Origin of the sequence: Vibrio sp. 10N.286.49.C3, from assembly GCF_041469545.1 — a bacterium.
Lineage (GTDB): Bacteria > Pseudomonadota > Gammaproteobacteria > Enterobacterales > Vibrionaceae > Vibrio > Vibrio tasmaniensis_A.
On sequence record NZ_JBFRKT010000029.1, the window covers coordinates 68209 to 80374 of the forward strand.

Here is a 12166-nt window from a genome sequence, read left to right on the forward strand (position 1 = left end):
CAATTATCGCGCTTATGAGCAATTATCACGTTTATAACTTATCGCGCTGATGAACAATTATCACGTGTATAACTAATAGTTATGGGGCTTGTGAGTAGGATGTACGCAGCCAGATTGAATTAAGGGAAGACCTATGAACCATGCGCAACAAGCAATAAACCAACTGATTGAACAAACAGAGAAAAATGTTATCGGTCAGAGCCACGTCGTTCGGGCTCTGGTGATAGGGTTATTGACTAATGGGCATGTGCTTTTAGAGGGACTTCCCGGTACAGCGAAAACTCGTTCAGTGAAATCACTGGCGAACCTACTGAACACCAGTTTTGGTCGAATTCAGTTTACGCCTGACCTGCTGCCATCAGATGTAACCGGTACAGAAGTGTATCAAGAGCTTGATGGAAAGCCTCAGTTGCACTTTCAACCGGGTCCTATTTTCAACAGTATTGTTTTAGCCGATGAAGTGAACCGTGCTCCTGCAAAGGTACAAGCGGCTCTGCTTGAAGCCATGGCGGAAGGAACGATTACGGTGGGTGGTCAAACTCATATTCTTCCAGAGCTATTCATGGTGCTCGCTACGCAAAACCCAGTAGAGCAAGAAGGTACGTATCCACTGCCTGAAGCACAAATGGACCGTTTTATCATGAAAGTGACGGTCGACTATCCAGAAGATGAAGCTGAACGCGACATCATTCGACTTGTGCGCAGTGAGGAGCTCGGTAGCGAGACGAGTTCGGAATTAGTCACTCCAGAGCATATTGAACCTGAGTTGGTACTTGAAGCTCGCCGCCAACTTCCAGATATTGCCGTTTCCGATTTAGTTGAGAACTACATTGTGGCTTTGGTGATGGCGACTCGTAAGCCAGAGCGTTACCCAGAATCAGACTTATCGAAATGGATTGAAATTGGTTCAAGCCCTCGTGCATCTATTTCATTGGATAAATGCGCTCGCGCTTATGCGTGGCTGCAAGGGCGTGACCACGTCACGTTAGACGATGTGCGTGCCATGTTGCCAACCGTGTTAGGTCACCGATTCTCGCTGTCTTACGATGCATTGGCCGATGGTGTTGACCATCAAAGAGTGGTTGAAGAACTGCTCGATAATGTTGAGATTGGATAACTAGGGGGCGTCATGGCGAAGCCAACACAAGCTCCCAAATCGCAAGGCCTTGATCCACGTTTGTACTGTGATTATTCAAGGTTAGTGCGAATTCAGGCTCAAGCTGAGTCGTTTTCTCTACTGCCTCATCTAAAGGCGGGTAGTGTGCTGTCGGGTAGACACAACTCATTGTTCCGAGGTCGAGGTTTGAATTTCGAGGAGCTACGTCACTACCAACTTGGTGATGACATTCGTAATCTCGATTGGAAAGTCACGATGCGAACAGGCAAACCTCATGTTCGTAGTTATACCGAAGAGAAAGACCGTAATGTGATGATCTGTGTTGATCAGCGCAGCTCGATGTTCTTTGCTTCTCAAAACACTATGAAATCTGTTGTGGCCGCCGAAGTCGCAGCATTGTGTGGATGGCGAGTGCTGAAAGATGGTGACCGTGTCGGCTTCGTTTTAGCTTCACACCAAAAGCTCTTTCATACCAAAGCGCAGCGTTCTCAATCGGACTTATTGGCTCAACTAAAACACCTCACCAAAGCCAATCAAAGCTTAGGTGTCAGTGTGAGCGACAGCGAAGGTGTTGGGTTTAGCCAGTGGATTGAACTGATCAAACGCATGAGATTAAAGCAGTCGACCTTAATCTTTATTAGTGATTGGCGAGATTGCCAAGAGCAACATCTTGACCGACTAAAGCAACTGCAACAACACAACGATATCTTAGCCATTATGGTGACCGATCCATTAGAACAATCATTGCCTCAAGATCTTGCAAGCGCAAATTGGGTGGTGGGTGATGGTCGCTTTCAACTTAATCTGGATAGCCAATCTAAGGTTAACCTCGCAAGTGAAAGCCTTGCCCAAAAAGCGGCACTCCAGAAACAGTCGCTTGCTAAATTGATGGCGATGAAAAACCTTCCTTATATCGAATTAGACACGTCAGGCAATCACATTTCACAGCTGCAAAAGCTAGTGGGAGGGCGCTAGATGGCCGTTGAACATACGCCTCCAAGTACTTATATCCTTCGCGACCTACATGATGTCGCCATTCCCGAGAGCGTGAGCTGGATGCCGCAAACCATTGGTTGGAAGATCCTCGGCGTTATTCTGTTATTGGTCGCCATCTATCTGGCTTATCGCTTGGCGTTAAGGTGGTGGAATAACCGTTATCGTAAAGAAGCGCTTCAAGAGCTCATGGTATTGGATGCACGAGACAAGAACTCAACCGAACGAACCTTTAAAGTCCTTAAAGTGGTGCTTCGCTACCTAGACAGCAGCAATGCTAAGTTGTTTGGCCAAGCTTATGTAAACCGTTTGAATGCCTATCTGCCTGTTAACGCTAACGCGAGTGAAAAGAGCAATGCGTTCTTTGCCGATGAAGTTTCGGAATTATGGATGCAAAGCCTAATTGACCCTAATGTGCGTCTGAGCTTTGAACAGCGATTAGAGGTAATTCAAACCGCGATGATGTGGCTAAAGCTTCATAAACCCGATGTACGAACAAAACCGAATGTACAGGTAATGGCTGAGGGGCAAGACAATGTTTGATGTTTTATCTGCCAGCTTTGAATTTGCGCACCCACTGTGGTTTATCGCACTACCTTTGCCTTTACTCGTTTACTTCGCCGTACCTGCTTATCGCACTAAACAAATGGCCATCAAGGTGCCATTTTTCAGTGAGTTGGTTGAAGCGATTGGCGAGGCTCCATCAGAAGGTGCAAGCCAATTAACACCAAGCTGGTGGCAACGCACTACGCTGATCATTACCTGGGTATTAGTGATCTGCGCATTAGCGAAACCTACCATTCTTGGTGAGCCACAAGTTCGTGAACAATTAGGTCGCGACGTGATGGTGGTTGTCGATTTGTCTGGCTCAATGGCTGAACAAGATTTTACGTCTAAACAAGGGGATAAAATCTCTCGCTTAGATGCGACCAAAGAGGTGTTAGCCGATTTCGCGAAAACCAGAAAAGGGGACCGACTCGGTTTGATCTTGTTTGGTGATGCAGCGTTTGTACAAACGCCATTTACCGCCGACCAAGATGTATGGCTTGAACTGCTTAATCAAACCGATGTCGCGATGGCAGGGCAAAGCACGCACTTAGGTGATGCGATTGGTCTTGCGATTAAGGTGTTTGAGCAAAGTGAGAAGCAAAGTGCTGCCGTTCAAGATTCAAGTGTTGATGCCAACGTGAAAGAGAAAGTCGTGATCGTATTAACCGACGGTAATGACACCGGAAGCTTTGTTGAACCGATTGATGCCGCCAAAGTCGCCAAGGCGAAAGGCGTTCGTATTCACGTTATCGCCATGGGTGATCCTCAAACCGTGGGAGAAGTGGCGTTGGATATGGAAACCATCAAACGAGTAGCGCAAGAATCCGGTGGTGAAGCCTTTGAGGCACTTAACCGCGACGAACTTACCAAAGCCTACGCTCAGATTGGTGAGCTAGAACCACAATTATATGAAAGTACCACTTATCGCCCTAAACAGGGGCTGCACCATTACTTAATGGCGATTGTTGTTGTGATGTATCTGACTGCCTTTAGTCTGGCGACTTTACGTAGAAGGTCGCTTTTGGCTTCTAAAACTAAAAAATTGAAAGGAGAGGATGATGCCTGATTCTCTCACTCTGCAACAGTTCTTTACCCAGTTTCATTTTATCCGACCTTTGTGGTTGTTGGCCTTTATTCCGATGTTCTTCCTGTTATGGGTTCGTTGGAGAGAAGAGACCAAACCAACGTGGAAAGACATTCTACCTGCACACTTACGTGATGCATTGACCATTGGTGAAACAGGCTGGCGTAGGCAGCTGCCATTGAAGCTATTGGTGGTGATTGTAACTATCGCCATCATTATCTGTTCTGGCCCAACATGGCAACGTGAGGCTTCGCCTTTTGGTGAAGACAAAGCGTCGATGTTGGTTGTGCTTGATAACAGTGAATCTATGCTCGCTAAAGACTTACCACCGAGTCGCTTGGAACGATCTAAGCAGAAGATTAGAGACTTATTAGCAGCTCGGAAAGGCGGTAATACGGGCTTAGTTGTTTACGCAGGCAGCGCACACGTCGCGATGCCCGTTACTCAAGACAGCAAGGTATTCGAACCGTTTCTAGCGGCTATCACACCCGATATCATGCCGGTATCAGGTAAGTCAGCAGAAGAAGCACTGCCATTGATTAATCAACAACTGTCTGGTGAGTTAGGCTCTTCTGTACTGCTGGTATCAGATGGTGTCAACCCAAGCACCATTAGGGCGTACGAGAGTTTCTTTAACGACAATCCGTATCAGTTGCTCATTCTCGCCGCAGGAAACAGTAATGTGGTGAGCGATAACCCAGTCGACCTAGATTCACTGCGTAACTTAGCGAGTAAGACGGGTGGACGAGTGGTTGAGGTGACCGTTGATGATTCGGATATCCAACAACTGAACAGAGCGGTTGAAAGAAACATGCAGCTCAACGGCGAATCTTCAATGCCTTGGAAAGACATGGGCTATGGCTTGCTTATCCCAATGGCGATTATCATGTTGTTGTGGTTCAGAAAAGGATGGCTGGTGCAGTGGTGTGTCGTTGGTCTAGTGATTTCGGGCAGCATTTATTCACCAAGCACTTTTGCGAAAACAGTCAACTTAACTGCTGAGAAACCCGTTGTGGTGGAGTCGGTTACGGTTTGGGATAAAACAGCCCAATGGTGGTGGGATTTATGGTTAACGCCCGACCAGCAAGGTCAACGCCTGTTGAACCAGAAGGAATACCTTGAAGCGGCAAAACATTTTACTGACCCAATGCGAAAGGGCGCGGCTTACTACTATGCTCGTGATTTTAAGTTAGCTCACAGTGCCTTTTTACAAACCAAAACCGATTATGGTTTGTATAACGCCGCGAGTGCTTTAGCTCGACAGCGAGAATACCTTGCCGCGCGAGACCTTTTGAAGTCATTAAGCGAGAAAGAGGGTCTGTCACCAGAACTAAGAACGGATGTGGAGAACAATCTTGCTGTGCTTAGTGGCATTGTCGAAGAGGTTAATCGCACCAGTGAAAGCCAATCAGGCACAACTGATGGCCCTGAAGAATCTTTAGAATTAGATGACGACCAGCCGCGCACGGGTGATGGTGCAGACGAGGAAACGGTAGCGGAATTGATGCTTAAGGAAACACTTAACGCGAATGAGATTTTGGGTAGCCAAGAGCTTGCCGACAAGTGGTTGAAGCGAGTAGAAGCCGATCCTAAGTTCTTCTTGAAATCCAAATTCCAAATTCAGTTAAGAGATCCTGCGCCTTCGATCGAGCAGATGCGAAAACAAGAACAGACGCCAAAACAGGAGCAAACCCAATGAGTCGACATGATTTAGCTCTTGAATTGATTCAAGTAAAGGTAGGGCGCTCAGAATCCTTTAAACTAACCAAGACCTTGCTTGTGTCGATGGTTCTATTGATTAGCACTGTTTTCCCTACACTTGCTTCTGCGACGGATATCTATGATCTGCAGAAGAGTGGTGATGTTGAACTGATCGCTTGGGTTGGAGACAAACCGAAGTCAGGCGATAAGATAACGCCGACTAAAGTGAGCGTTAATGAGCAGGTAATTCTGAATATTGAGGTGGCGACGCCGCGTTGGTTAACGGGAGGGACTCGAATCGGCAGTATCGAAATCCCTAACGTGATCGCTAAGCAACGTAACCAACTCGCGACTAATTACACGGAACGGGTCAATGGCACTACATGGTCGCGTCAACGTTGGGAAGTGACGCTTTATCCGATGACTTCTGGCGAGTTTGTGATTCCAACCGTACCGGTTCGTATTCAAGTGTCAGCTCCTGATGGGTCAAACGTTGGTGGCACGCTTTATACGCAGCCGATTAAGTTTGAAGCCTCATTACCGTCTGGTTTGTTAAGCGATGAATCGCCTTGGTTTTCAGCGACAGACGTGGATGTTGAGCAGCAATGGCAACGTTCGAGCGAAGACTTAAAAGTGGGTGATGCGGTTACTCGAACCGTGACCATCAAAGCGAAAGACAGTTTGTCGGTGTTACTTCCCAATGTGTTGACCAATGAATCGACACAGCAATATCAAGCTTACCCGCAACCTAATCGTTTAGATGACACACAAGAACGTGGTGACTACCGTTCCAGTAGAATTGAAGAGACGGTTTATGTGATTCAGCAAGGTGGTGAGTTTACCTTACCGGAGTTCACATTCCAGTGGTGGGACAGCAAAAAACAGCGTCTTGAGAGCGTGGTAATAAAAGGCGAAGTGTTTGAAGCAAAACACACATTCCAATCCTTCATCAAAGCTTACATGTCGGTCTTTATAAACATTGGTTTGGCAGTGGTCTTATGTGGCATGTTATTCGTTGCGGCGAAGCGCTATTACAAAAATCGACCAACACCAAGTTGGTTGGTATTGCGTCGTTTGCTTAAGCAAAATAATTGGCCCGCATTGAGAACCTTTATCTATCGTCAATTACGAAACGAAACCTCTCAGCTAGAGCTGGATAAAGCGCAGCTAAGTAAAGAGCAACTGGGTAAAGCGAACGAACAAAAGCGTTGGATAGAAGACAGTGAATCCCTCCAACAAGGGCGAGAAGACAAAAACGTATTTACTCGTTTGTGGAGAGGGTTACGTAACTTACCCAATGACACATCAAACTCAAGCAATTCTCGTTCAATTTTCGACCGCTTGAAAATCCCTAAAGCCTTGCCAGACTTAAAAGATAGAACTAAGTAGCAAACTTTAGTCATTCGCATCGAACAAAATCGGCAGGCTCTCTACTATAGGGGACCTGCTTCTTTAATATGGAACTGTATGAAAAGCACCGAACTCAATTTAATTCCTATATTTGTTGCTATCTATGAAGAGCAGAACTTATCTAGGGCTGCTAATCGCATGGATATAAGCCAACCTGCTGTGAGCAAAGCGCTTGCACGGTTGCGAGATATCTATGACGAGCCACTGTTTCACCGAACCACATCAGGCGTAGAGCCAACCACATTCGCTATTGATATCTACCCGGCAATGGCCGCTGCGCTAAAAAACTTTACGTCTACCTTATCCGCATCAAGAGATTTCGACCCCAAAACTTCAGGGCGCGTGTATTCAATTGCCTGCGTCTCGGCGGCGAGCTACGAAATGATGCCAAGAGTGATGCAGTTAATCAGCCAAGTTGCACCTGGTATCGCGTTAGAAATTCACCCTCTATTTACGGAAGATTACGAGTCTGATTTAAGGCTTCAAAGACATGATGTTATTATCGATATGACACCTAAAGGAAGAACCATGCTCAAGCATGAGGTGATTTCTAAAGAGGAGCTGGTGGTCGTTTGCCGCAAAGACCATCCTACGATTGGTGATACGATTGATATGGAGCAGTTCTTATCAGTTGAGCATGTGGTTGTATCTCGTTGGCATGCACGTAAAAGCTTATTGAGTTCTGAACACTACAGTGACCTTGAAAAACGAAGAATAGTCTATCGTGCTGCGGGTGTTGTTGAGATGCTTCCAGTTATTGAGGGCTCTGATTACATCGGAGTGTTACCTATGTCATCGGTGCGTTGTTTTTCTGAAAAGTACGCGGTTAAAACACTACCACTGCCATTCGAATTGGAAGACCTCGATATGTGTATGATTTGGCACCCGAGTCGCACTAATGAACCTAGCCACAAGTGGTTGCGGGCTAAGATCAAAGCGGCAGCAAAAGACATATCAAGTTAACCTTTAAAGGGAGTTTAATGGAAAATGTTTGTGTGAATAGCCGTTATTCCTAGCACTGACATACGTTGATTGGATTTCGACCTAACAACAGGCAATCAAAAAGAGCCGCTTATCTGTTTTGACTGAATCAGTCTGAATTGATAAGTGGCTCTTTTACTTGGTGTGGGTTTCGACATTAAAACTAAGAAACCTCAATGACATCTTTTATTCGGTAATTTCTTGGAGAACTTCTCCAATTGAACCACTTGGTTGAGTGATACCCAGTTTATTCGAAAGCGTTGGTGCAATGTCGTATGGCGTGATTGCACGCGAGATTTTCTGAGCTTCAACGTCGTAGCCTGCGAAGATGACAGGGACATGTGTATCGTACTTCCATGGCGAGCCATGAGTCGAGGCGATTTGAAGGCCTTCCATGTCGTTAATGTAGCTACGTGGAGCAAATACCACATACACATCGCCAGAACGAGCTGGGTGGTAGTTGTTCTTAATGAGCTGCATTACATGAGTATCAGGTACTCGGTTTGCCGCGATATCACTGCTTGATACGGCAAACGCCACTCCCTTCACTTTCGCTATTTCATCGGCGATCGCTTCCTGTACTTTAGCTAGGTCAAGTTTCTTCTCTGCGATTAAATCGTGATTCAGATAAATATAAGGCTGTGCGTACAAGCGTATTGCGTCTTTGGATAAACCAAACTCATCCTTCAACCTTTGCTCTACGCCACTCGAGAGCAGTGTGTCTTTATTGAAGTATTGAGCTTGATTGAAGCCAAGCGCATTTGCCGCAGGTGAAGATTCAGGTACACCGTGGTCGGCAGACAACACAATTAGTGTATTCTTTAGTCCGACTTGGTGATCAACGGTTTTAAGAAGCTTGGCGATCGTCTTATCAAGTCTGATAAGGTTGTCTTCTGTCTCTAGGCTTTCAGGGCCGTATAAGTGCACCACGTAGTCGTTTGATGAGAAACTTACAGACAGGTAATCGGTCACGTCACCTTGACCTAGCTTCTCTTGCATCAACAGTGTGCTTGCAAAGTTTTCTGTGATTTCATCGCCAGCCGGGCTAACGGTTAGCGTTGTGCTGTAGTACTTGTAACTCGCGGGGCCATAAGGGTGAGGGAAGGTGCGTTGGAAATCACCGAGTTTCACTTTGTGTTCGGTATCGTGCTCTTGCAGCGTGTAGTTTTCACGTGGTAATGAGAGATCCCACTTCTGTTTCGAGTACTCTGCAGCAATCGCTTTCTCGTTCCAACGTGATACCCAATCTGGATACTCGTCGTAGTAATAGTTGCTGGTGACAAACTCAGATTGCGCTTTGGAGAACCAGAAGGCTTTACCACTGTGTCCCGCCAATGAGATTGCGCCGCGGTCTTTCACGGATACACCGAACACTTTTGATTTGCCACTATTGGAAATTGTCAGCTCGTCACCAAACGTGGTGGCAAGTATAGGCTCTGGAGATCGCCCATCACCTTGTGCTGTCTTCTGAGTTGGGTCGATCTCAGTTGCTTTATCGACACCCGCACCAGAGGTCAACATTTTGTAGTTACCGTCTTCTACGTTATACACCAAACGTTCTTCGCTACGGTCATACCAAACGTTACCTACCATGCCGTGTACGCTCGGTGGAGCGCCGGTTGCAAGCGACACATGGCCCACGATCGTTTCCGTGTTGCCATGTTGATAGTTCGCGTTGGTGTAGTAAGTACCGTCATCCATTAAGTACCGGAAACCACCTTCACCGAAGTTGTGCTTATATCGTTCGATAAGATCTGCGCGCAGGCCATCTACCGTGATTTGAAGGACTAGATTTGGCTTCTCTGCTGCTGAGACAGGGAAGGCACAGAGTAACGCGAGTGTAAGTCCTGAAAGCTTGGTGTATTGCATAGAAGTTCCTTATTCAGCGTTGCCGCAGAGTTCTAACGTTTGGTCAGATTTCTAACGTGTGTCAAATTTCTAATGTGTGTATAGTGCAAGTCGTATTTTAGTATCGCTTGTGAAGATTGTTGATTCATAACCGTTGGCACCTTTAGTTAGTTCATTCTTTAACTAGCTCACAGCTTTAGCTAGTTCGTATCCTTAACTAAACGCAGGCCCATATCTGACATAGTGATCGATTGGCTTGCGAAGTCGCGACGGTAACTTTCAGATTCGTTTTCGTCATAAGCAAAGCTGCCACCGCGAACCGATTTATGTGATAAACCAACGTCGCTGTGTTTTGCGTTGTTAGGATTGTCTGTTGGACCGAATCGGTAGAAGGTGTCATCGAAGGCATCAATCACAAACTCACCCACGTTTCCGGTCATGTCATATAAGCCTAGTTCATTTGGCTTCTTTAGCCCGACTGGATGTGCGCTATTTTTAGAATTTGCTGAGTACCACGCAACATCATCTAAGTTATTGGAACCACTGTAAGTATAGCCTTTGCTCTTGTTGCCACCTTTCGCTGCAAATTCCCATTCAGCTTCAGTCGGCAGACGGTATTCTTCACCTGTAAGTTCGTTCAATTGTTCAACGAAGTAGTTCGCCTGTTGCCAACTTAAGTTATTGACCGGAACTTGTGGGTTTTGGAAATAACTGAGAGATGAACCCATCACCGATTCGAACAATTCTTGAGTCACCTCAAACTTCGCAATGTAGAAACTATCTACAGTTATATCTCGCGCTGGTTGTTCTGCTTTGGTCGCTTCAGGATCGTTCGAACCCATGGTGAATGTACCACCTTCAACTAGCACCATCTCTTGGTCGATTTGTTGGGCGATAGGGTGTGTAGGCACGCTCGCACAGCCGCTTAGGAAAATAGTCATGGTGACGCTGCTGATCGCCGCTAATTGTTTGTAATTGAAAAATTTCATCACGTGCCTCGAATGTTCGAAATAGAGGGCAATTTTAACGTTTAAGGTCATTCCTATTGGTTATAAAGGGTATAACATGCCACTGACTGAAATAGGCATTATGATGGCTACAGACACTAAGATAGGTAGATAAATCATGCACATTACTCAAGGTCCACAATACAATGGTAAAGCGTCTAAACGCTTGCATGTTATGGCTAAGCCAATTGGCGCAGCATGCAACATTGACTGTAAATATTGTTATTACCTAAGTAAGCAAGATTTGTTGGAGTACAAGAAAGGCAGTTCTCCAAGAATGGATGATGAGACGCTAGAAACCTACATCCGACAATATATCGAAGGTCAAAACACGCCTGAAATTATCTTCTCATGGCAGGGCGGCGAGCCAACTATGCTGGGTTTAGCGTACTTTGAAAGAGTGGTTGAGCTACAAAAAAAGTACCAGCCTGAAGGTGTGTTGATTTCAAATGATCTACAAACCAATGGCACACTGCTGAATGACGATTGGGGCCGATTCTTAGCAAAGAATAACTTCCTGATTGGCTTGAGTATTGATGGCCCTGAAATGCTGCACAATGCGTATCGTGTTAATAGAGCAGGCCGTGGTACATTCAAACAAGTGATGGCGGCGGTTGAGTTGCTGCACAAACATCAAGTTAAATTTGCAACGTTGACTTGTGTGAATAACCTCACCAGTCAAAATGCACTTGAGGTGTATCGCTTCCTACGTGATGTGGTGAAGTCTCCACAAATGCAGTTTATTCCTATCGTTGAACAGAAAACCTTTAGAACGGTTGCGCCACAAACATCCCAAGTGAGTGAGCAGCTAAAACAAGGCGACAAACGCCTGATCCCCGGCCATAAAGATTCGATCATGGAATCGTGGTGTGTGTCGGACTTGGCTTGGGGTAACTTCCTGATCTCTGTGTTTGATGAGTGGGCGAAGAACGACATCGGTAAAGTGTTCGTTCAGTATTTTGAAGCGAGCTTAGAAACGTGGATTGGTCGTCCGAATCCGCTTTGCACTCTGAATGAGATCTGCGGTAAAGGCCTAGCGATGGAGCCAAACGGTGATGTGTTCTCTTGTGACCACTACGTTTACCCTGAATACAAAATTGGCAATATCCACCACGAGAAGCTTGATGATTTGGCGTACAGCGCACCACAGCAAAAGTTTGGTTTTGCTAAATCACGCACAATGACCAGTCAATGTCAGCAGTGTGAGTACAAGTTTGCTTGTCATGGTGAATGTCCGAAAAACCGCTTTATCAAAACTCGCGCAGGTGAACCGGGCTTGAACTACTTATGTGCTGGTTGGCACAAGTTCTTTTCTCATGCCGACAAGTCGATGGCTTATATTGCTCGTGCGATGGGGCACTCAGTGGCTCATGGCAAATTCAGTGACTCGGTATTGATGGCGCATCGTGCAAAACAGGCGCAACAAGCTACGTTCGAGACCAAGTTTTAACTCGTTTTTTGGGTCAACGGCCCAAG

The 12166-nt window shown here is 46.0% G+C and carries 10 protein-coding genes; 8 read left to right on the plus strand and 2 right to left on the minus strand.

Features of this window, described 5'->3' with window-relative positions:
• Positions 1-133: 133 nt before the first annotated feature.
• From AB4180_RS13625 to AB4180_RS13655, 7 genes are all read left to right on the plus strand, one after another.
• On the plus strand, positions 134-1117 hold the full coding sequence (locus tag AB4180_RS13625) for a MoxR family ATPase (protein WP_102249219.1): 984 nt from the start codon (positions 134-136) through the stop codon (positions 1115-1117).
• A gap of 12 nt (positions 1118-1129) precedes the next feature.
• The gene (locus AB4180_RS13630; protein ID WP_102249220.1) at positions 1130-2092 is read left to right on the plus strand and encodes a DUF58 domain-containing protein; all 963 of its coding nucleotides are present in this window, start codon (positions 1130-1132) and stop codon (positions 2090-2092) included.
• Entirely contained in the window at positions 2093-2653 is a 561-nt protein-coding gene (locus tag AB4180_RS13635; RefSeq protein WP_102249221.1) for a DUF4381 domain-containing protein, read from the plus strand.
• Complete coding sequence (locus tag AB4180_RS13640; RefSeq protein ID WP_102249222.1) at positions 2646-3725, plus strand: VWA domain-containing protein; 1080 nt, start codon at positions 2646-2648, stop codon at positions 3723-3725. The genes AB4180_RS13635 and AB4180_RS13640 overlap by 8 nt, the downstream gene beginning before the upstream one ends.
• Positions 3718-5442: a VWA domain-containing protein gene (locus AB4180_RS13645; RefSeq protein WP_102249223.1), complete on the plus strand. Its 1725-nt coding sequence runs from the start codon at positions 3718-3720 to the stop codon at positions 5440-5442. Before AB4180_RS13640 ends, AB4180_RS13645 begins: the two co-directional genes overlap by 8 nt.
• Positions 5439-6833 carry a BatD family protein gene (locus AB4180_RS13650; protein ID WP_102249224.1) on the plus strand — a complete coding sequence of 465 codons (1395 nt, stop codon included), beginning with the start codon at positions 5439-5441 and terminating at the stop codon, positions 6831-6833. Before AB4180_RS13645 ends, AB4180_RS13650 begins: the two co-directional genes overlap by 4 nt.
• Before the next feature lie 78 nt (positions 6834-6911).
• Positions 6912-7817 (plus strand): LysR family transcriptional regulator, encoded by a 906-nt coding sequence (locus tag AB4180_RS13655; protein ID WP_102249225.1) that lies wholly within the window; start codon positions 6912-6914, stop codon positions 7815-7817.
• A gap of 204 nt (positions 7818-8021) precedes the next feature.
• On the opposite strand, the gene AB4180_RS13660 is transcribed toward AB4180_RS13655, so the two are convergent.
• Both AB4180_RS13660 and AB4180_RS13665 read right to left on the minus strand, forming a co-directional pair.
• Complete coding sequence (locus AB4180_RS13660; protein ID WP_102249226.1) at positions 8022-9704, minus strand: alkaline phosphatase family protein; 1683 nt, start codon at positions 9702-9704, stop codon at positions 8022-8024.
• Between the two features lie 179 nt (positions 9705-9883).
• Complete coding sequence (locus tag AB4180_RS13665) at positions 9884-10672, minus strand: SUMF1/EgtB/PvdO family nonheme iron enzyme (protein WP_102249227.1); 789 nt, start codon at positions 10670-10672, stop codon at positions 9884-9886.
• A gap of 136 nt (positions 10673-10808) precedes the next feature.
• Between AB4180_RS13665 and AB4180_RS13670 the strand changes: the two genes are divergently transcribed.
• Positions 10809-12140 carry an anaerobic sulfatase maturase gene (locus AB4180_RS13670; RefSeq protein ID WP_102249228.1) on the plus strand — a complete coding sequence of 444 codons (1332 nt, stop codon included), beginning with the start codon at positions 10809-10811 and terminating at the stop codon, positions 12138-12140.
• Positions 12141-12166 lie beyond the last annotated feature (26 nt).

What these genes read in the sequence shown, in the direction of transcription:
- AB4180_RS13625 (WP_102249219.1), top strand. Translation starts at nt 134, where the DNA reads ATGAACCATGCGCAACAAGCAATAAACCAACTGATTGAACAAACAGAG.
- AB4180_RS13630 (WP_102249220.1), top strand. Translation starts at nt 1,130, where the DNA reads ATGGCGAAGCCAACACAAGCTCCCAAATCGCAAGGCCTTGATCCACGT.
- AB4180_RS13635 (WP_102249221.1), top strand. Translation starts at nt 2,093, where the DNA reads ATGGCCGTTGAACATACGCCTCCAAGTACTTATATCCTTCGCGACCTA.
- AB4180_RS13640 (WP_102249222.1), top strand. Translation starts at nt 2,646, where the DNA reads ATGTTTGATGTTTTATCTGCCAGCTTTGAATTTGCGCACCCACTGTGG.
- AB4180_RS13645 (WP_102249223.1), top strand. Translation starts at nt 3,718, where the DNA reads ATGCCTGATTCTCTCACTCTGCAACAGTTCTTTACCCAGTTTCATTTT.
- AB4180_RS13650 (WP_102249224.1), top strand. Translation starts at nt 5,439, where the DNA reads ATGAGTCGACATGATTTAGCTCTTGAATTGATTCAAGTAAAGGTAGGG.
- AB4180_RS13655 (WP_102249225.1), top strand. Translation starts at nt 6,912, where the DNA reads ATGAAAAGCACCGAACTCAATTTAATTCCTATATTTGTTGCTATCTAT.
- AB4180_RS13660 (WP_102249226.1), bottom strand. Translation starts at nt 9,704, where the DNA reads ATGCAATACACCAAGCTTTCAGGACTTACACTCGCGTTACTCTGTGCC.
- AB4180_RS13665 (WP_102249227.1), bottom strand. Translation starts at nt 10,672, where the DNA reads ATGAAATTTTTCAATTACAAACAATTAGCGGCGATCAGCAGCGTCACC.
- AB4180_RS13670 (WP_102249228.1), top strand. Translation starts at nt 10,809, where the DNA reads ATGCACATTACTCAAGGTCCACAATACAATGGTAAAGCGTCTAAACGC.